Origin of the sequence: Metabacillus litoralis, assembly GCF_003667825.1 — a bacterium.
GTDB lineage: Bacteria > Bacillota > Bacilli > Bacillales > Bacillaceae > Metabacillus > Metabacillus litoralis_B.
Genome location: NZ_CP033043.1, coordinates 5070376 through 5090752, shown reverse-complemented (window position 1 = coordinate 5090752; position 20377 = coordinate 5070376). Strand labels below are relative to the sequence as shown.

24 protein-coding genes, 1 tRNA gene and 1 riboswitch are annotated in these 20377 nt (G+C 36.6%); of the genes, 11 read left to right on the top strand and 14 right to left on the bottom strand.

Annotated features, from left to right (window positions below; translation table 11 throughout):
• Positions 1–2 precede the first annotated feature (2 nt).
• Both D9842_RS24950 and D9842_RS24945 read left to right on the top strand, forming a co-directional pair.
• Positions 3–1112, top strand: a complete 1110-nt coding sequence (locus tag D9842_RS24950; RefSeq protein WP_121664780.1) for a tyrosine-type recombinase/integrase — start codon at positions 3–5, stop codon at positions 1110–1112.
• A gap of 20 nt (positions 1113–1132) precedes the next feature.
• Positions 1133–1504, top strand: coding sequence for a hypothetical protein (locus D9842_RS24945; RefSeq protein ID WP_121664779.1), 372 nt, complete (start codon positions 1133–1135; stop codon positions 1502–1504).
• 132 nt (positions 1505–1636) lie between these two features.
• On the opposite strand, the gene D9842_RS24940 is transcribed toward D9842_RS24945, so the two are convergent.
• The 4 genes from D9842_RS24940 to ftsZ all read right to left on the bottom strand — a co-directional run bounded on the left by D9842_RS24940 (position 1637) and on the right by ftsZ (position 4853).
• Positions 1637–1906: a hypothetical protein gene (locus D9842_RS24940; RefSeq protein ID WP_121664778.1), complete on the bottom strand. Its 270-nt coding sequence runs from the start codon at positions 1904–1906 to the stop codon at positions 1637–1639.
• A gap of 307 nt (positions 1907–2213) precedes the next feature.
• Positions 2214–2285: transfer RNA gene (locus D9842_RS24935), tRNA-Val, on the bottom strand.
• A gap of 201 nt (positions 2286–2486) precedes the next feature.
• Positions 2487–3494 carry a TAXI family TRAP transporter solute-binding subunit gene (locus D9842_RS24930; RefSeq protein ID WP_121664777.1) on the bottom strand — a complete coding sequence of 336 codons (1008 nt, stop codon included), beginning with the start codon at positions 3492–3494 and terminating at the stop codon, positions 2487–2489.
• Between the two features lie 201 nt (positions 3495–3695).
• On the bottom strand, positions 3696–4853 hold the full coding sequence (gene ftsZ / locus D9842_RS24925; protein WP_121664776.1) for a cell division protein FtsZ: 1158 nt from the start codon (positions 4851–4853) through the stop codon (positions 3696–3698).
• 212 nt (positions 4854–5065) lie between these two features.
• On the opposite strand from ftsZ, the gene D9842_RS24920 reads away from it, so the two are divergent.
• From D9842_RS24920 to D9842_RS24900, 5 genes are read left to right on the top strand one after another with little or no spacing between them, the layout of a single operon-like run.
• The gene (locus D9842_RS24920) at positions 5066–5311 is read left to right on the top strand and encodes a spore gernimation protein GerQ (RefSeq protein ID WP_121664775.1); all 246 of its coding nucleotides are present in this window, start codon (positions 5066–5068) and stop codon (positions 5309–5311) included.
• A 16-nt stretch (positions 5312–5327) separates the two neighbouring features.
• A complete protein-coding gene (locus D9842_RS24915) occupies positions 5328–5696 on the top strand; it encodes a spore coat protein (protein ID WP_121664774.1) in 369 nt (122 codons plus the stop codon).
• A 17-nt stretch (positions 5697–5713) separates the two neighbouring features.
• On the top strand, positions 5714–6850 hold the full coding sequence (locus tag D9842_RS24910; RefSeq protein WP_121664773.1) for a zinc-dependent alcohol dehydrogenase: 1137 nt from the start codon (positions 5714–5716) through the stop codon (positions 6848–6850).
• 19 nt (positions 6851–6869) lie between these two features.
• A complete protein-coding gene (locus D9842_RS24905; protein ID WP_121664772.1) occupies positions 6870–7070 on the top strand; it encodes a hypothetical protein in 201 nt (66 codons plus the stop codon).
• A gap of 18 nt (positions 7071–7088) precedes the next feature.
• The gene (locus D9842_RS24900; protein WP_121664771.1) at positions 7089–7388 is read left to right on the top strand and encodes a spore coat protein; all 300 of its coding nucleotides are present in this window, start codon (positions 7089–7091) and stop codon (positions 7386–7388) included.
• Between the two features lie 24 nt (positions 7389–7412).
• Here the strand turns inward: D9842_RS24900 and D9842_RS24895 are convergent, their stop codons facing one another.
• The 8 genes from D9842_RS24895 to D9842_RS24860 all read right to left on the bottom strand — a co-directional run bounded on the left by D9842_RS24895 (position 7413) and on the right by D9842_RS24860 (position 15095).
• A complete protein-coding gene (locus D9842_RS24895) occupies positions 7413–8393 on the bottom strand; it encodes a nuclease-related domain-containing protein (protein ID WP_121664770.1) in 981 nt (326 codons plus the stop codon).
• A gap of 238 nt (positions 8394–8631) precedes the next feature.
• On the bottom strand, positions 8632–9816 hold the full coding sequence (metC, locus tag D9842_RS24890) for a cystathionine beta-lyase (protein WP_121664769.1): 1185 nt from the start codon (positions 9814–9816) through the stop codon (positions 8632–8634).
• The gene (locus D9842_RS24885; RefSeq protein WP_121664768.1) at positions 9803–10927 is read right to left on the bottom strand and encodes a methionine biosynthesis PLP-dependent protein; all 1125 of its coding nucleotides are present in this window, start codon (positions 10925–10927) and stop codon (positions 9803–9805) included. The genes metC and D9842_RS24885 overlap by 14 nt, the downstream gene beginning before the upstream one ends.
• A 379-nt stretch (positions 10928–11306) precedes the next feature.
• Positions 11307–11393: riboswitch (SAM riboswitch) on the bottom strand.
• Between the two features lie 69 nt (positions 11394–11462).
• Entirely contained in the window at positions 11463–12035 is a 573-nt protein-coding gene (locus tag D9842_RS24880; RefSeq protein WP_257535944.1) for an SCO family protein, read from the bottom strand.
• Between the two features lie 9 nt (positions 12036–12044).
• A complete protein-coding gene (locus D9842_RS24875; RefSeq protein ID WP_121664766.1) occupies positions 12045–13049 on the bottom strand; it encodes an aliphatic sulfonate ABC transporter substrate-binding protein in 1005 nt (334 codons plus the stop codon).
• Between the two features lie 106 nt (positions 13050–13155).
• Positions 13156–13911: an ABC transporter permease gene (locus tag D9842_RS24870; protein WP_121664765.1), complete on the bottom strand. Its 756-nt coding sequence runs from the start codon at positions 13909–13911 to the stop codon at positions 13156–13158.
• Positions 13895–14683, bottom strand: a complete 789-nt coding sequence (locus D9842_RS24865; RefSeq protein WP_121664764.1) for an ABC transporter ATP-binding protein — start codon at positions 14681–14683, stop codon at positions 13895–13897. The genes D9842_RS24870 and D9842_RS24865 overlap by 17 nt, the downstream gene beginning before the upstream one ends.
• A 145-nt stretch (positions 14684–14828) precedes the next feature.
• Positions 14829–15095, bottom strand: coding sequence for a hypothetical protein (locus D9842_RS24860; RefSeq protein WP_121664763.1), 267 nt, complete (start codon positions 15093–15095; stop codon positions 14829–14831).
• Between the two features lie 172 nt (positions 15096–15267).
• Here D9842_RS24860 and D9842_RS24855 point away from each other — a divergent pair, with 172 nt between their 5' ends.
• The 3 genes from D9842_RS24855 (at position 15268) to D9842_RS24845 (ending at position 17009) form a co-directional block, all read left to right on the top strand.
• A complete protein-coding gene (locus tag D9842_RS24855) occupies positions 15268–15993 on the top strand; it encodes an alpha/beta hydrolase (RefSeq protein ID WP_121664762.1) in 726 nt (241 codons plus the stop codon).
• Positions 15994–16064: 71 nt separating this feature from the next.
• Positions 16065–16583: a YjcG family protein gene (locus D9842_RS24850; RefSeq protein ID WP_121664761.1), complete on the top strand. Its 519-nt coding sequence runs from the start codon at positions 16065–16067 to the stop codon at positions 16581–16583.
• Positions 16584–17009, top strand: coding sequence for a GNAT family N-acetyltransferase (locus D9842_RS24845; protein WP_121664760.1), 426 nt, complete (start codon positions 16584–16586; stop codon positions 17007–17009). It abuts the gene before it with no gap.
• A gap of 574 nt (positions 17010–17583) precedes the next feature.
• Here D9842_RS24845 and D9842_RS24840 read toward each other — a convergent pair.
• Positions 17584–18540 carry a DUF3231 family protein gene (locus D9842_RS24840; RefSeq protein ID WP_306821495.1) on the bottom strand — a complete coding sequence of 319 codons (957 nt, stop codon included), beginning with the start codon at positions 18538–18540 and terminating at the stop codon, positions 17584–17586.
• A 214-nt stretch (positions 18541–18754) separates the two neighbouring features.
• Here D9842_RS24840 and D9842_RS24835 point away from each other — a divergent pair, with 214 nt between their 5' ends.
• The gene (locus tag D9842_RS24835) at positions 18755–19429 is read left to right on the top strand and encodes a YetF domain-containing protein (RefSeq protein WP_121664759.1); all 675 of its coding nucleotides are present in this window, start codon (positions 18755–18757) and stop codon (positions 19427–19429) included.
• A gap of 17 nt (positions 19430–19446) precedes the next feature.
• Here the strand turns inward: D9842_RS24835 and D9842_RS24830 are convergent, their stop codons facing one another.
• Positions 19447–20358, bottom strand: a complete 912-nt coding sequence (locus D9842_RS24830; RefSeq protein WP_121664758.1) for an MBL fold metallo-hydrolase — start codon at positions 20356–20358, stop codon at positions 19447–19449.
• Positions 20359–20377: the final 19 nt, after the last annotated feature.

Below are 20377 nucleotides of genomic sequence, written 5' to 3'. Positions count from 1 at the left end.
AATTGGCTGGCTCTGTCAAAAAAGATGGAAACACATGGTACTACGTTTTAGAACTCGGAAAAGTTAATGGCAAGAGGAAACAAAAGAAAAAAAGAGGCTTCAAAACAAAAAAAGAAGCTCAAATTGCATTAGTGCAAGCAGAGCACGAACTATTTAACAGTGGTAGAATATTAGAACCTTCCCTAATGTTATATAAGGATTATTTACAAAGTTGGTTAGATGATAAGAAGGTTCAAATAAAAGAGTCAACTTTTTATACTTATAGTTGGTTAATAAATCGATATATTGTTCCACATCTAGGAAATATTGAAATTTCTAAAATAAAACCTATAGATATCCAAAAGTTTCCTAATGAGCTAATCAATAATAATTTAATCTCTAGGGAGAATGTGCAAAAAACTCATTCATTAATAAACACCTCACTAAAGAAAGCCATGAAATGGGACTTAATAAAGCAAAACCCCGCCACTTTAGTAGATAGACCAAAATCTTTCAAAAATGAATTAAAGGTTTGGAGTATTGAAGAGATTAAACTTTTTTTAGAAGTATCTAAGAGTAGTAGATACTATATTGCATTCTTACTAGCTATTACAACAGGTATGCGGCAAGGGGAAATATTAGGGCTAAGATGGAAAGATATTGATTTTCTGAACAATACCCTCTCCGTAAGACAAACATTAAATCATAAGGGAACTAAAATAACTCCTGGTGCAAAAACAAAGTCTGGAGTTAGAAACATATCACTACCAATAGAAACAATTAATAGCCTAAAATCCCATAAAATGCTTATAGAATCAGAGCGAGAAAACTCTAGTATTCTCTATCAAGATAATGACTTAGTTGTATGTACTAATATTGGGACTCCTTGTATTCCAAGAAATTTAATGAGAACTTTTTATAATTACATTGAGTATGCAAATATAACAAAAATAAGGTTTCATGATATTAGACATACCCATGCTACAATTCTTTTAAAGCAAGGAATTAATCCAAAAGTAGTTGCTGAAAGATTAGGACATTCAAACATTAGAATTACATTAGACACATATAGTCATGTTTTACCAACAATGCAAAGTGAGACTGCAAACAAAATTAATGAATTATTATTTTAAAAAGAAAAGGATGATATTAAGTGAGTAATATTTTAGAAGAGCTATTAGATAAAAATTTAAAAATTAATGTTATACAAGAAGACGATTTAAGGTTAATAATTCAAGATCACGAACAAGAAAATGACTGTTGGGAGTCAAACCTTAAGGTTTTAAAGACAGTACTTAATGACCTTTCATCAGGATACATTGAAAAAATTACTGATGATCCAGCTATTACAGAAAAGATTGCTTTACTATTATTAGAATTTGTAGGACAGTATATAAAAGATATTAATTATATGCATGATTTCTCCAAACAATCAAATTTTGATGTTATAAACTTATTTATGGATGTTTACAAAAATAACAGCATTCATCCTGAGTACAAGACATTTTTAAGTAAATACAAATAATGCATAATCACTCTATAAAATAATCTAGAACGTAGTTCTAGATTATTTTATAGAGTCCAGCAAGCGAAGCGCGGTAGCAAAGATTAATTTAGTCATAAAGAATTAAAATTATTAAGGTAATTCTCTTATTAATTAAAAGGTATCTCTTAAAATTACATTATCTATAAAGTCAATTGTACGTGTAATTCCTGTTGCCTTTCCTTTATGCTTCCATGTAATAGTAATTGATGCTGAAGATTGATCATCCTCTAAAGTGAAGCCCTCTACATTTGACTCTAATAACTCTTCAAGTTCGTCATTTTCCATACTCTTAAAACCTGAAAGTCCTCTATTACTTGCTAGTTTTTTCATCTCTTGTTTGACTTCGTGTAATAATTTTGTTCTCATTTTTTCGATATCCACGTTGTTCCACCTCATATATCAATATTAGGATTTAATAATATCCAATATTTTGTATAACATCAACAATAAGACTTCTCATTATTTTCAATCTCTTGATGTTCTGTTATGATCTTCTAGTTTAAATAAACTTGATAGCTTTAGCCTATATTTTGAATAAACCTTAACTCTCTTCACGATTGAGAACAATGTTAATGAAGTGACCATTATGTGCCCAAAACTCTATACTTCTCAAGTTATAGTTTATTAATTAAAATAAAAAAACGCTAGAAACAGTGTCATTACTGCATCTAGCGTTTTCTATCTTCGATGATCCGAGAGGGATTCGAACCCCCGACCCCTACCCTGTCAAGGTAGTGTTCTCCCACTGAACTATCGGATCGTTATATAGTTGTATAATAGCTCTTAAAGCTACATATTCTATTATATTCTGAAGAAGTATCTAAGTCAATACATCTTGTACCACTTCACTATTCGACTTATTTCCCAGAAAATATTTGAATGCTGTCAAATGGGGCAATATTCCCTACATTCTTGCCCCATTTAGACATCATTCTTATCTTATTTCCCTACTAAGCTTTTCTTATTGAAGGCCCTTTTCTTCAAAATACTTAGCTGCACCTGGGTGGAATTCTAAATTTCCCACACCTTCAAGTGCAGATTCCGGTGTAATGAACTCACCTTTTGCATGTGTGATTGAATCTGTATTTTCAAATAATGCTTTTGTCATTTCATAGACTAATTCTTCGTCTAGATCTTTTGTTACGACAAGCATCGCTTTTACTGCTACAGTGTTTACATCTTCTGCAATCTTATATGTTCCAGCTGAAATTGTATCCTTTGAGTAGTATGGATATTGATCCATTAGCTCTTGAACTTTATCGTCTGCAATTGGAACTATTACAATGTCTTCTTGAGCTGATAGGGCTTCAACTGCTCCAGTTGGTGTTCCAGCAGTAATAAACGCAGCATCGATTGTTCCTGCTTGGATACCGTCTGTTGACTCATCAAATGATAGATTTTGTGGTTTAATATCTTCAGTTGTTAATCCATGAACCTCTAAAACTTGCATGGCGTTAATATAAGCACCTGATCCAGGAGCACCAACGGAAACAGCTTTCCCCTTAAGGTCTTCCACTGATTGGATTCCGCTATCTTTCGTTGTGACTAGTTGAATTGTTTCTGGATACAGTGATCCAATTGCTTGAATAGTATCAATTGCATTTCCATCAAACATTTCTTTTCCTTCAAGTGCGTATGCCGCGATATCTGTTTGTGTAAATGCTAGTTCAGCCTCACCAGCTCTTAATGTTTCCATGTTTTCAGCAGATGCACCTGAAGTTTGAGGTGTGATGTTTGCGTTTGTATTGTCTGTAATGATCTTACCAATTTGCCCGCCTAGCGGATAATATGTACCACCCGTTCCGCCAGTAAGTAAGCTTAAATCTTGTTTTTCTTCTGAGGTGTTTTCTGTTGTTTCTTCATTTTCTTCACTCGAGCTTTCTGATTCAGCTCCACCGCCACATGCAGCGATTACCATCATAAAAGCAAGCATCATGACAAACAACAAGCTATTACGCATTTTTTTCATGTTTGTTCCCCCTTTTGTAAAATTGTGTAAAGCGTTAGCTCACTTTTATATATGAGGAAACATTTGGGTACATGCATGAAAAATACGAAAGGTTTATTAAGGTCCATTTTGACAATAAAAAGAGATCGGGCACTTTATATAGTTCCCAACCTCTTTCCACTTAATAAACCTACATTTAAAGTTTGTTATATCTATGTAATTTTATCTGCGTTTTTGCCTATTTCTTAAAAACGTTGGGATATCTAGTGAATCTTCTTGTTGTTCATTATGGCGGCTAAAATCTTGAACAGGTTCTTCACGGTAACTAACCTCCCTTTGTATACGCTGGTTTTCAAATTGATATGTATTTTCTACCCTTTCTCTTTTCGGCTGTGAATTCGTTTGGATTACTGGTGGTGTTTCCTCTTGCTCAATAAAACCAGTTGCAATGACCGTTACGATAATTTCATCCTTTAATTGGTCATTAATCACTGAACCAAAAATCATATTCAGATCCTCATGAGAAGCATTAGATACCATATCAGCTGCTTCTTGGACTTCAAAGAGACTTAGATTTCTCCCTCCAGTAATGTTCATAATCACACCTTGAGCACCATTAATTGAGGTTTCAAGCAACGGGCTATTGATTGCCTTCTGAGCCGCCATAGCAGCCCTGTCTTCCCCCTTCGCAATCCCAATGCCCATTAACGCTGTTCCTTTATGGGACATAACTGTTTTCACGTCAGCAAAGTCCAGATTAATTAAACCTGGTATAGCTATTAAATCAGAAATTCCCTGTACCCCCTGGCGAAGAACACTATCTGCTTCACGGAAAGCATCCATTATATTTGTTTTTTTATCCACAATCTCCAATAAGCGATCATTTGGAATGATAATTAATGTATCTACTGATTCCTTCATTGCTTCGATACCGCTTGTAGCATTTTTGGAACGCTTTGAGCCTTCAAATTTAAAAGGGCGAGTAACAACACCAATGGTTAGAGCACCAAGATTACGGGCAATTTCCGCTATCGCAGGTGCAGCACCTGTTCCGGTTCCACCACCCATACCAGCTGTAACGAAGACCATGTCTGCTCCTTGTAACACTTCTTTAAGCTGCTCTTTACTTTCTTCCACTGCTTTTCGACCGATTTCAGGATTTGCTCCTGCTCCTAAACCTCTTGTTAATGATGCACCGATTTGCATCCGAATTTCAGCCTTTGATTGATTCAGAGCCTGCGCATCTGTGTTTGCTGCAATAAATTCAACACCTTCAACTCCATCCTCTATCATTCGGTTAACCGCATTGTTACCACCGCCGCCAACACCGATCACTTTTATTTTAGCGAATTGATCTATATTCATATCAAAATCCAACATCATCTTTCCTCCTTAAACATCCATAGGTCTTACTTCAACAATGACGTACATAGTACCTCCTTATATGATTCGAAGTTTTCCAACTTTTTCTGTATGTTCCCTAATTGAGAATTCAGATAGAAGACTCAATAATAGTCATTTTTTACAAATTATTAATAACTATAATTCGGGGAAAATACTGAAGCATATCAATATGGGGAGGTTAACAAATTATGGATTCGCAAAAATTGGCAGCTCATGAATCTATAGACTTACATGAGATGATAAACTTCAAAACTCTATGCGTGGCTAAATCAAAGCTTATGCAGGGCCTCGTTTTTGATCAAGATCTTAGAGAACTAATGCAAAAAGATGTTGATCAATCGATTCAGGCATTAACTGAGTTACAAGCAATTTATCAACGTGCTCCTTTTGAAGCACCAGTACCAGAAAGCCGTCCAACACCAATAATAAATTGAAAGGAAGGTAGTAGCATTGAATAATGATCATTTAGATCCAATTAATTCGTTACATGTTCCTGAATTAGCAGATACCACGTTTGCCATGGATTTTCTCATGCGAGCAAAAGAAGCGGTACGAAATACAGCTACGGCATTAACCGAAACTGCGTCACCTGATTTAAGAAATATGCTGCGTAAGCAATTAATGCAGAGCATTGCCATGCATCAAGAAATTACAGAGCTTATGGTCGAGAAAAAATGGTTCCATCCTCATGATTTAAAAGAACAATATCAATTAGATCAGCTATCGGCAAAAAACACCATCATGGTTGGAAACATGAACCTATTCCCTGTTGAATCAAATCGAAAAGGGATGTTTGATCGTACACCTGATGAACATTAACATTGGAGGTTAGTTGAATGAAGGCCGTAACCTATCAAGGCATCAAAAACGTTGAAGTAAAAGAAGTAGAAGATCCAAAAATCCAAAAGCCAGATGACATGATTGTCAAGGTAACAAGCACAGCCATCTGTGGATCTGATTTGCATTTAATCCATGGAATGATACCAAATATGCCGGAAAACTATGTAATCGGCCATGAGCCAATGGGTATCGTAGAAGAGGTGGGCCCTGAAGTTACGAAAGTAAAAAAGGGAGATCGTGTGATCATTCCTTTTAATATTGCATGTGGTGAATGTCAATATTGTAAAAGCAATCTTGAGAGTCAGTGTGATAACTCAAATGATAATGGAGATATGGGTGCTTACTTTGGCTATTCAGGTAACACAGGTGGCTATCCAGGAGGACAAGCTGAATACTTAAGAGTTCCGTTTGCCAATTTTACTCACTTTAAAATACCTGAAAGCTGTGAAGAACCCGATGAGAAATTAAGTGTCATTTCTGATGCCATGTCAACAGGCTATTGGAGTGTTGAAAATGCGGGCGTCAAGGATGGCGATACCGTCATTGTTTTGGGCTGTGGCCCTGTTGGCCTTTTTGCACAAAAATTTTGTTGGTTAAAAGGAGCAAAGCGAGTAATTGCCGTTGACTATATTCCCTATCGCTTAGAGCATGCAAAAAGAACAAACAAAGTGGAAACTGTTAATTTTGAAGAACATGAAAATGTAGGAAGTTACCTAAAGGAAATCACAAAAGGTGGAGCAGATGTTGTCATTGACGCTGTTGGTATGGACGGAAAAATGACAGACATGGAATTCCTAGCTACAGGATTAAGACTTCAAGGTGGAGCAATGAGTGCACTTGTAATGGCTGCTCAAGCTGTTCGAAAATGCGGAACCATCCAAATTACAGGCGTTTATGGTGGACGCTACAATGGTTTTCCATTAGGAGATATTATGCAACGTAACGTAAACATCCGCTCTGGACAAGCCCCAATGATTCACTTAATGCCATACATGTTTGAACTCGTTTCCACTGGCAAAGTTGATCCCGGTGATGTTGTCAGTCATGTACTACCACTAAGTGAAGCCAAACGTGGTTATGAAATTTTTGACACAAAAACGGATAATTGTATCAAAGTTGTATTAAAACCATAACAACAGGAGGAGAGCAGTCATGGACTACGCATTACACGAAGTTCTTGAAGTTCAAGAAATGGCGGCATTCAAAACAACCTGCTTAACAAAGTCAAAAACAATGAGAGCACTAGTATCCGACAAAGAACTAAAAGACATCATGCAGCAAGATATTACAGTGTCAACCCGTCAGTTAGAGGAATATTCCTCCATCCTATCAAAAGCAAAGCCAAAGTATTAGTTAGGAGATGAACTATACATGAATACAATCATTGAAAGTATAACTGGGATGAAAGCCTTAACAGACCAAGTTGTTGCAATGGACTTATTAATTTCTGCTAAAAGTGGAGTAAGAAACTATGCAATGGCCCTCACTGAATCAGGCACTCCGGAAATAAAACATACCCTTACTCGCCATTTAGAGGAAGCACTTGATATGCATGAAAGAATCTCGAATTATATGATGGAAAAAGGCTGGTATCATGCATTCGATACCAATGAACAAATACAGTTGAATTTAAAGAATATGGAGACGGCGATGAAATTACCTACTCTTTAGTTTTTTAATAAGGAGCTGTTTTGATTAATAAAACAGTTCCTTTCTTGAGTTCAAGTGATAAACTCTCCCTTTATTTTTGCCAGTATGTGTGAGATTTAGAGAGGTGAGTAGCTTTGTGCCCACATAAATAGAGGGTACTTGTAAAAAGTCTCTTAATTGGCTATTTGTAATCTGTTGGTCAATCAATAAAGAATAGTCCTTTAAAGCTTCGATGTGAGCGTCTTTGGAAATATGTGTACATGATGGACATATCCATTTTCCCCGTTTTATGTTCATGGGTAGGCTCGTGCAGTTTGGACAAATAACGCCTTTTAACACTTCATTTTCGGATATTTTATACTGTGAGAGAATGTTGATGGAAGGCTCTGTGTGACATTCTGAGATAAGTTGACCTAATTTAGAGAGCTGTTTTTGTGTAAGAATATTTTTTTCATATGTCTTTTCGAGTTTAGACACTATTTGAGGAAGCTTCGCACTGTGGATAATCTTATGATAAATCTCATCATTTTGATGAGAAGTCTCTAAAATTGTACGAGGAGAACTAATAATGACAAGTGGAATAATGGGTATGTTTTTATATTTGTTTTGGATGAGCCACTTTTTAAGTTGGTGATACTGTCGATTTACCTGCATGATCGGATCAGGAAACGCTTCTCTTTTATCTCCTTGAGTTCTAATTAGCTGGTTGAAGTTGCGATCAAAAAATAAGGTACCAGTTATATTCTTCACTTCTAAAATGAGAAGAAATCTTCTTGAAAGAATAAGTATGTCTATTTGAAAAAAGTGATCACCGATCTTGAGCCTTACATCATGTAAAATATGATACATCCCTTCCGTAAGAAAGCTTAAAAAGTAGTCTATACTTTGTTCACCTTTAAAGCCTGCTGTTTTTTTGGCAAGCTCCTCCTTTATTTGTGGGTGTTGCGGATGGTTTTGCTTCAATCTCCTTTGTAATGCTTCTAAACTTAATATTGAGACAGGATATTTACGTGGTTTTATAATCATTTCTCCACTCCTTTCGTTTAGTATCTAATTCGCCGCTGTCCTCTACTCTTCCTTTAAGCACTTATTTGACGATTTTGGTATTTTATTTGAAGATTTCTGCCTTTTATTTGCTATTTTGAGATTTTATTTGCTAATTTCATCATTTTATTTGATGAAAAGAACAAAATAATAGATTTTCGACAAAAACCGACACGCACCCCACAAAAAAACTGACTCCACATAGAGTCAGCTCTCAAATTTACACATTCACATTCTTTTTTGCACCAGCAGGCACCTTCTCCAAAGCTGCAGCAAAGTCTTTTATCAAATCCTCAACCTTCTCAAGTCCAACACTTAATCTCAACAATCCATCTGAAATGCCACGCTTTTCACGCTCTTGTGGAGGCATTGCTGCATGTGACATTTTCGCAGGATACGATAAGATCGATTCCACTGCACCTAAGCTAACCGCAAACACTGGAAGCTCCACATTTTCAACCAATGTCTTAACCGCCGCTGCGTCAGCTAATTTAAAGGACAACACCGCTCCTGGCCCATCAGCTTGATAGTTTTGAGTTTCATGACCTGGGTGGTAGCTCAAGCCTGGGTAATACACCTCTTCTACCTTCGGATGCTCCGCTAAAAATTCAGCTATTTTCAAAGCAGATGCTTGAGACTGCTGTAAGCGTACATGCAATGTCTTTAAACCACGAAGAACTAACCACGCGTCCTGCACACCAAGAACGGCACCAAATGCATTTTGCAATTTATACAAGCGGTCTCCCAGCTCAGGATCCTTCACAACAGCAAGACCTGCAAGCACATCACTATGCCCCGCTAAAAACTTCGTTGCACTGTGTAATACCACATCCACGCCTAACTCCAAAGGTCGCTGCAACTCAGGTGTTAAAAATGTATTATCTAAGAAGGTTAAGCAGTTATTTGCCTTCGCCAGATTCACAATCCCCTTAATATCCGTTACTTTTAACAACGGATTCGAAGGTGTTTCCATATAAATCACCTTCGTATTCGGACGAATCTCAGAGGCAACTTGATGAAGATCTGTCATATCTACAAATGTATGCTCAATCCCAAATCGAGTTAAAACATCTGTAATAATTCGGAAAGTCCCACCATACACGTCCTCTGTTACAAGTACATGATCTCCTTGTGATAACAATAAGAACGCAGTTGAAATAGCTGCCATACCAGAAGAGAAAGCCAATCCACGTGATCCACCTTCTAGCTCCGCAATCGCACTTTCCAACGCCTCACGCGTAGGATTTCCTGAGCGTGCATAATCATATTTCCCAAATTCATCAATATCAAATTGATGAAAAGTAGAGGAATGATGAATCGGCACACTTACCGATCCTGTGCCGCGATCAACCTTTGACTCGTTATGAAGTAGCTTTGTTTGAAATGACCAATCATGATTGCTCAACTGCTTCCGCTCCTTTCATTGCATGAAATGCTTGTGTTAAATCTTCAATAATATCTTCTGCATGCTCAACACCTACTGAAAAACGTAGCAGCTTGTTACAGACACCATTTGCGATTCGAATCTCTTCAGGAATATCCATATGTGTTTGCGTAGCTGGATACGTAATGAAGCTTTCGATTCCACCTAGACTTTCTGCAAAAGTAATTGTTTTCAGGTTTTTCAGGAACGGATTTACCCATGCTTCATCTTGTAAACGGAATGAAAGCATTCCACCCTTACCAGGATACAGTACATCAAGTACAGCTTCATGCTCTTCTAAAAATGCCGCTACCTTTTGAGCATTTTCTTGATGCTGTCTCATACGAAGGGATAAAGTTTTCATCCCTCTCATTAATAACCAAGAATCAAATGGGGATAAAACTGCACCGATTGCGTTTTGATGTTGGAAGAATTCATCACTTAATTCCTGACCTTTCGTTACAACCAAGCCTGCAAGAACATCGTTGTGCCCTCCTAAGTATTTCGTTGCACTATGGATCACAATATCCGCTCCGTCTAAGATTGGCGTTTGAAGAAGTGGTGTATAGAAAGTGTTATCAACAATCACGAGTATGTTATGCTTTTTCGCAACTGCTACTAGCTCTTTAATGTCCGCTTCCTGCATTAATGGATTTGTTGGCGTTTCAATGAATAGCGCTTTTGTTTTTTCATTGATCAATTTCTCTGTTTCAGCTGGATTTGTGAAATCATCATATTGAAATGATAATCCATATTTTCTCCATTCTCTTTCAAAGAGGCGGTATGTTCCACCGTAAAGGTCAGAAGAAACGATCAGTTCGTCTCCGCTTTGGAAGAGGGCCATAATTGTTTGAATCGCGGCCATTCCTGAGCTGAAGGCAAAGCCACGGTCGCCATGCTCAAGGTCTGCGATTGCTTTTTCGACTAAAAGTCTTGTAGGATTTCCTGTACGGATATAATCAAATCCAGTAGATTCTCCAATTCCTGCATGACGATAGGCTGTTGATAAATAAATTGGCGGGTTAACTGTACCTGTAACATTTTCACTGCGGTTTCCGATTTGTGCTAATTTCGTTTCAATTCTTTTGCTCATGTCTGTCACTCCTAAGATTTAAATTTAACAATATGTACATGAGAGAAAGCGTACATGTTTTAAAAAAAGCAAAATAAAAAGTCTTCCTCGTTAAGAAGAAGACTGTGTCGTTAAGTGCGCTTCTTCTTATCTCTCAAGCATAAAGCTGGTGTGGCTTGCTGGATTTAGCACCTTGGCACTCGCAGAAGTCTTGGTATGGTGTTGTTAATAAGTAAACTCATAATTAGTGTTGTATAGTTTTTTCACAGCACGCAAGTGCTTGCGGCTTGCTCTGCAAACCTCGACAGAAAATGAAAAATGCCTGTTACAAACAAGAGCACTTTGTTCCATTCATTTTTCATTTCCTGTCGGTGCTGTGAAAAACTTACTTAGAGTTTATCTATCATCAATCCACCAGATCTTCACTCGTTATGAACCGGTTGCTGAGGCTTCATAGGGCCAGTCCCTCTGCCTCTCTTGATAAGAAATATATGAAATTTTTAAAATGTTTAACTTTTTATTACTGTACCTTATTCAAGTGGAGAATGCAATAGAATTATTGTAATAGTTTGATATCTTCGATTATTTTTTCAAATGGTACGTTAGATACTCCATCGTATTGTTCTAGAATTTGACTGCCTTTCATGAGAAAAATTGAAGTACTGTGTACATATTGAGTTGAGCCTTCGAGCTTTGCAGCGGGTGCTAAGAAACTTATATTAGTAAAAGATTCAATGTCCGCTTGGTCATAGCCTGTTAAAAAGTTCCAAGTTTTATAATCCGCACCAAATTGATCTCCAAACTTTTTTAATACTTCTGGTGTATCATGTTCAGGGTCAATGCTGAATGAAACTAATTCTGCTTCTATTTTTTCATCTTGTAGCTGCTCTTGAAGTGTCGCAATGTGAGCAGTCATTGGTGAGCAAACAGTATCACAATTTGTAAAAATAAATGTCGCTACCCAAACCTTCTCTTCGTAGTCAGACATCTTTACAGCTTCTCCGTTTTGATTTACGGCTTCTAGTGGCTCTATAGTTCCATTTAATGAAAAATGCTCTTCTAGGTTGATAGACTGAGAACAGCCTACCAACGCTAAAAAAGCAATAACAATTGAGAGTATATTTTTCACGATAGATTCCTACTTCGTTAAGAATGAAGTGTCAATTAGATCACCGAATTCTGGTTTTTCTTTTAGGAATTTTAATTCATATGAAGAGTTTGCAAATTCTTGAACAACATCTGCGTTTACTTCTGTTGTGTATGTTACACGCTCCCACGCGCTATCAACGATCGCTGGGTCTAATTCTTGATCTGTGATGTCTTTGATTGCTTTAATCGCGATATCACGTGCTTCTTCGGGATTTTCGTTAATAAAGTTAACGCCTTGCTCATGCGCTTTAACGATATTAGCTACAAGTTCTTTATTTTCTTCAATTAGCTTTCCACTTGTTACTAACACTGTATTAGGTAATGTTGTACCGTATGAAATTTCATCAGTATCAACAATGATTTTCGCACCATCATTTACTAATTGTGATGCCCATGGCTCTGGAACAGCAGCTAAATCTACTTTACCTGATTCGAACATGGCTCCGTATTGAGCTGGGTTTCCTGTTACATGTTTAAGAGTTCCACCGATACGCGCTGATGTAATTCCTAAATCTTTAAGAAATGTTTCCATTTGAACATCATGTGTGCACCCTACACCAGGTGTGATGAACGTTTTACCTGAAACATCCTCAACTGATTGAACGCCACTTTTTGCTGATGCAACAACGACTGTTCCACCTGAAGATGCGCCTGCAATAATTTTCACGTCTGCTCCATTTGCATAGTTGTTCATTACTGGACCTGGTCCTACTAGTCCTGCTTGTATTTCACCCGTTTTTAAAGCCGTCATAAATGCTGCTCCGTCTGGGAACGTTTTGTATGTTACTTTTACGTTTTCTCCAAGAGCTTCTTCATAATACCCTTTTTCTCTAGAAATCATAGCTGGTACGTGATCAATGTTTGGGAAATATCCAATCACAACCTCTTCTGTGCTGCCGCTACCACTTGTATTTGATGATTCACCAGTTCCACAAGCTGCAAGGACACCTACTAATAAAATCGAAATAAGTGCAAATAAAAGTCCTTTTCTCATGATGTAACCTCCAATTAAAATTATGATTATTTGTTAAAAATAATATTTTTACGCTTGAAGCTAGAATCCAATTGGCGACACACCAATTGACTTATTAAAAAGTACCTTAATTATCTAAACCCCATTTTTTCATAACGTTTTTCTCAATACGTTGGAAAAAGAGTAAATCTACAATAACACCAATGACCATTATCATGATCATAATGGCGAGAACTAAGCTCATATCACCAAAATCTGATGCGAACTTTAACTTATACCCAAGACCTGGACCTGTACTTAGTAATTCACCGGCCATTAATGCTCTCCATGCAAATGCCCAAGCAAGTCTTGTTCCTGTTACAACATAAGGGATAGATGCTGGAATCATGACCTTCCAGAACAGGCTCAAGCCTTTATAATCCATCGTTTGTGCTGCTTTTATATAAAGCGGTGGCACATTTTTAATCCCTGTTCTCATGTTAATCGTCATCACAAGTGTTGCACCTAAAACGACGATAAACGTAACAGCTGCTTCATTTAACCCGAACCACATGATCGCCAAAGGTAACCAAACAATACTTGGTACAGACTGTAAAGCGATAATTAATGAACCTAATGTTTCATCAAGTGTTTTGGATTTAGCTAAAGCTACTCCTAAAATAAGTCCTAAGATTAATGCAATTACTAATCCAATCGCAAGTCTTTTGAAGCTTGCGACTAAGTCATAGACAAGTGTTAAATCTAAAAAGCCTGTATACAATGAATTGAAAACATCTGTAGGGGCAGGGAATATTGCAACGGAAACATCAAGAAGTTTTACCGTAGCCTGCCATACAGTTAAAAGAATGACGTAAAAAAGGATTCGTTTAACGACTGGCTGCATATTTCTGCTCCTTTTCTATTACTTTATCTATTTCTGTTTTTAATAAATTCTTAATTCGTTCTTCGTAAGCTAATAGCTCCTCTCGCGCTTGTTCACGTGGACGAGGAAAGTCAAGCTCAATAATATCAACAATTCGGCCTGGCTGTGTTCCCATGACGACAATTCTGTCAGAAAGCTTTAATGCTTCATGAATGCTATGTGTAACGAAAAGAATGGTTTTTTTCGTTTCTAAAAATACATCTTCCAAGACTTCATGAAGTCTTGAGCGTGTTTGTTCATCAAGTGCACCGAATGGCTCATCCATTAATAATAGAGCTGGATCCATTGCTAATGCTCTCGCTATGGAGACACGCTGCTGCATCCCACCTGAAAGCTCATGTGGTGAATGCTTTGCATAAGGACTTAATTGTACAAGAGATAAAAATTTATGAGCCCTTTCTTGTGCTTCTTTCTTGGAAAGCTCCTTGCGAAGAGGAAACATCACATTTTCTTCTACCGTTAACCATGGAAATAATGCAGCCTGTTGGAATACCATGCCGCGTTCTTTACCAGGCCCTTTTAGTTTTTTCCCTTGCAGAACAAGCTCACCAGAAGTTGCCTGTGTTAAGCCTGCAACGATGGAAAGCAAAGTTGATTTTCCACATCCTGAAGGACCAAGGATCGAAACAAATTCTCCTTCTTTCACTTGTAAATCTATATTCGTCAAAACCGTTTCTTCTTTTTTATCACGGTTTTTGAATTGTTTATTAACATTATTTATGGATAAAAACACTGATATCACCTACTTTTTTAATTCATATCTGTTTTATCGGATTTACTTATTATAGTAGGTTTAGGAAATAAGTCAATGGAAAAATTAGTATTTCCCTGATTTTCACCAAAATAAAAGACCGACATGTAAGTCAGCCTTGTTTAAGTTATTTCTTCTTTTCATCATAATAATTAACAGCATACATAGAACCTTCAGCTACCATCGTATTATCTTCAATATCATGTGGATCCGGATGTCCAGTTTTCTCCATAACCTGTTTGTCTTTATTCATCGAATTAATGGCTTTATTTTTCATCATTTGCATGGAAGAGATGAATTTGTTCTTTCTTTTTTCTTCCTTTAATAAATAAGATGTAACCCCTATTGTAGATAGTGCAACACCGGATAAAACCACTTTGCTTGATTTTTTCATTTGTGATTCTCCTCTCACTTTTATTAATAGGTCTTACTTGGAAAATACCCTTGTCCGACATTTTTAAACATTTTTTTCTCAGGAAACATAATAATTATGCTTTTTTAAGGATGAATGAATCGTTGCGTGTTAAAATAAAAGGGGTTTCATACTTGTTTTAGGAGGGGTAATCATGAGTAAGCAAACAGGTATTATTAAGGAGCACTCCTTTTATTCAGAAGCACTTCAGGAAGAACTAACATTGCTCATTTATCTTCCAGAGAATTATTCTCCATTATATAAGTATAGTTTATTGATTGCACAAGATGGTCAGGATTACTTTAAACTCGGTCGTGTTGGTAGACAGGTCGAGGCTCTAGTTAAAGATGAAGAAATAGAAGATGTGATCGTTATTGGCATTCCTTATAAAGATGTTCATGACAGAAAAGAAAAATACCATCCGAATGGTAGTAAGTTTAGGCAGTATGTACGTTTTCTTGCGCATGAATTAGTACCATATCTCGATTCGGAATTTCCAACATACCAAATCGGCTTCGGTCGTGCGTTAATTGGTGATTCTTTAGGAGCAACCGTTTCCTTATTAACAGGCTTATCGTATCCTAACACTTTTGGAAAGCTCATTCTCCAATCACCTCTTGTAAATGAAGATGTCATGAATGCTGTTGAAGAATTTGATTCTTCCTCAAAACCTATGATTTATCATCAAATTGGCAAGAAAGAAACAGAGGTACGAACTACTGATGGTATCATTCAAGACTTTCTTACACCAAATCGACAGCTGTCCCAATTGATGTCTGAAAAGGGTTTTTCATATACGTATGAAGAGTTTGATGGGGATCATACTTGGAAGTATTGGCAGCCAGCTTTAACACCTATACTCAAACTTATGTTTGAATAACATCGTACATATGTTTATTTTTAAAAATTTGCTATACTAAAACTATAATGAACTGTTTAGGAGGGAATATCATGAAATACGGAATCGCCCTTTTTCCATCAAAAAAATTGCAGGACTTAGTGAATTCTTATCGTAAACGATACGATACTCACTACGCATTAGTGCCACCACATGTTACATTAAAAACGGCTTTCGAAGCAGAAGACGAAGAAATAAAGGTTATTGCGAAGGAACTTCGTAAAGTAGCTGACGCAAGTGAACCAATCAAAATTTCAATTAAAAAGGTTAGCTCTTTTGCACCTGTAAACAACGTGATTTATTTAAAAGTAGATCCAACTGATGAGCTTCAAGCTCTTCATGAAAATTTACATACAGGTTCATTAAGCAGTCAGCCTGAATATGCTTTTGTCCCTCATATTACACTCGGACAAAATCTTTCAGATGATGAACATTCAGATGTTCTTGGCAGCATTAAAATGCTAGATATTCACCACGAGGAAGTTATTGACCGCTTCCACCTTTTATATCAACTAGAGAACGGCTCTTGGACTGTTTATGAAACATTTTTACTTGGAAAGGAAAGCAAATAATTGGAAATAAAACAAGTAGCAACAAGAGATGAACTAGAAGATGCATTCACAGTAAGAAAAATTGTGTTCGTAGATGAACAAAACGTCCCTGAAGAAGAGGAAATTGATCAATATGAAGATGAAGCAACACATGTTGTTTTATATGATGATCAAGAAAAACCAGCAGGTGCAGGTCGAGTACGCGTACTTGATGGTATAGGTAAAATTGAAAGAATTTGTGTGCTATCAACAACTCGTGGAACTGGTGCAGGTCGTAAAATTGTATCTAAATTAGAAAAGATTGCGTCAGAGCAGGGAGTTACTAAATTCAAGCTGAACGCGCAAACACATGCGATACCTTTTTATGAAAAATTAGGCTATAAGGTTGTATCAGATGAATTTATGGATGCAGGCATTCCTCATGTAACAATGATTAAACAGCAATAAGAAGACCCACAGAGAATGTCCTCTGTGGGGACGGTTTTGAAGTACCAAATTAGAAATAACCGTACATTCGAACTTAATAGTACAAATGCTTGGAACATTGTGTCTCCAAGCACTTTTCACATTATTTTGCACCTGTAGTTGTGTTTTCACTAAACATGATAAATAAACGTAAAAATTCCGTTTAAATTGTAAAATACCAACATTCCTCACAAAATAAGGGGAGTTTTTCCGCTTATATCAGCTTTTTAAGCACCTACTATCTAACTTAACCGGAATTTCTCCGCCTATCTATTCCTATACCTCCACAAAAAATCAAACAATGAATAGCATCATCAGAGTCTTTACTTTCAGTACATCAATCTCTAATTAATTTAGCAAACAAACTCGCACACTGACACTAACTTTTATCATCCTGTTGAAAGGAATGTGAATAACGATACATTTATGCAGATAAGCAACAAAAAAGATGCAGCCCAAATCAATTGCGAATTGGGCTGCTAATTTGTTTTCTAATTAAGCTTTTGTACTCGAAAACCGAATACTTAAGAATTTCTCTGTAGGTTAAATCAGAAGTTTACATTCCTTCTTTCTTCACCAATTTCTCCCGATCCTTTAACCCAGGTGGTTGTTCCAACCAGTTATTTTTGATCATAATATCTGCTCCACTTTTCGCAAATTGAGCAACTTCAACAGAAAGTCTTTCATAATTTACAGCTAAATCTGTTCTTAGACTTGCCGCTGCGGCAGCAGCATAATTCCCTGTTCCTGCTGCACTAAGTAGAGACATATGAAACATCATAATTTTATCTGAGTATGTTTGGGTTGTGGAATAGCTTACACATACATCAGGAGAGCCAGGTGCAATCAAGTCACTTTCATCTAATGCCTCTGTAAAAAGCATCACATGCTTTTTGGAGATTTCGCTCCCTCTTAGCATAAATTCTTGTATTTCTTTGTTTTGGGAGGTTTGACCAAAGCTCAAGCATAGCTTAGCTCCAATAGAGTTCGTTTGAATATTCATATATAAATGAGATATTTCAATAGCGTTTAAAGGTCGTTTATCGGTAAATGGATTTAACCCGCCTAAATATTTTTTTGTATCCACATAGTCTGTTTCTTCCGGAACGCCAATATAAGGGGCTCTTACAAAGAATCCTTTAGAAACAGCTATTTCGAGAGTAGAGTTATATAATGTCGCTGTTTCATTTATTGCATTCGTAAAGAATTCTCTTACATCCAGTCGAACACTCATTGATAAGAAACCACCGTAAGCGAGCATCCCCACTTTGGCCATATGATTTACATATGTTAAACAAAACGTATCAGAATACAAACGAGGTGCGCTAGTATTAACATCATCCTCTGTAAAGCCATTCGGTATGGCAAATTGTTCTTGTTGAAATAGTTCCTTTAAAAAGTGGACATTTTTAACAGCCATATTATAAGCCAGCTCTACACCTGCTTTTATGTCGGGATCTTCTATGTACTGAAGCATATGTGATAACATCGTTGCCACCATTGTGTCATTCATTAATAGGATGTCCAAAGAGAAGCAATCTCTGTTGAGGTAAGCTGAGTTGAATCGTGAGACATCTGTGTACCCCCTTAAATAGAGAAAATATTATCCAATAGTGTTAACAAAAACTCACCATTTTATTTAAATCCCACACTATCTCATCGATTTTGCATAAAAACGACATGTACGATTATCCTAATCATATGGATCGTGAACGGGGGTATCTAGCATGGAGTTTGGACAAATTACAATTGAATTAGTTTTTGGCTTTATTGCACTTTTCATCATTACAAAAATATTAGGTAAAACACAAATTACCCAAATTACAACGTTTGACTTTATCTCTGCACTTGTACTTGGTGAACTTGTTGGAAATGCCATTTTTGATGATGAAGTTGGAATCTCACGAGTAATTTATGCAGTAGCTGTATGGGGATTATTAATCTTTATTTTGGAGCTAATTACGCAAAAGTGGAGTAAATCGCGTGGACTTCTTGAAGGAAAGCCGACGATTATTATTCAAGAAGGTAAAATATTAAGAGAAAGCTTAAAAAAATGTAAGCTTGATATTAACCAGCTACAACATTTGATTCGAGCAAAAGGCGTTTTCTCAATAAGAGAGCTAGAATATGCTGTTCTAGAAACAGATGGTACGGTCAGTATTCTAAAAAAAGCAGAATATGAAAACCCAACGAAACCTGATCTCCAAGTGAATCTGAAAAAAGTATATATCCCAATTACAATCATAAGTGATGGGAAAGTGATTAAACAAAATTTAGTTGAAGCAGGCTTTAATTACAACTGGCTGGAGCAACAGTTAAAGCAGCAAAATATACTTAGAACAGAAGAAGTTTTATATGCTGAGTGGCTCGAGGGTTCTGGTTTACATGTTCAATCCTTCTAAAAAAAAACTCCCATTAGTTAGTGGGAGCTTTTCTTGTTCTCTCGTATCATTAGCCGGTGAGTATTAATTAGGAGTTCAGCCGTATTTTCTTGTACAAGCATGGTAACGTAAGCTGTCACTGCTGTACGAAACAGCATCCATGAAGGAACATTTAGATCTCCTATATCCCACATTGTACAAATCTCGGCTACTAGTTCATCATGATAAATACCAGCATCATGCTCGTGTATGACACTCTTTATGGAATTCATTAACTTAAGATGATAAGAAATGTTCGCATCGACTGTTTTGACAAAATCCTCTTCAAACAAACCATGTCCAGGAACAGCCCCAACACAATCTATTTTTTTAAGTTTGTGAAGAGAGTCCAAAGTATCTTTTGCATCAATAATGAATGGAATTTTATGTTTATGCAACTGCTCTACTGCAAAATAAGCATCAGCAGCATATAGGACTTTATCAATAAGTAGGCCATGTTGATTGATGCTGTGCCCTGGCAAGGAATAGCATTGAAAAAAAGTGTCGCCAAAAGGATAGGTTGCTTGCTCAATTTCTTCATCAACCCTTATTGGTTTACCTTCTAAAAATTTATTTCTCATTTCAGGCAATGGCTTATTTCCTTGAAAAAGATAGAGTGGTTCAATAATTGGATGTCTAAGCATAGCCGCTTCGAGTTTCGGTGCGTACGTATAAACGTCTACAATGGATTGTAAATGCTCTGCCCCACCGTAGTGGTCAGCATGAGCATGTGTAACAAATAAATGAGTTACAGGTAAATTGTCACCCTGTAATTTTTTTAATACTTTTTTCATCGTTTGTTTGTCAATACCAGCATCAATTAGTAAGCCGTTTTCTCCATTACGTACATACCCAATATTCACTGCGCCTTGAAAATAGTAGCAACTATTGTTAAGTTGAATAAAATTCATTTTTTACCTCTTAAACGTT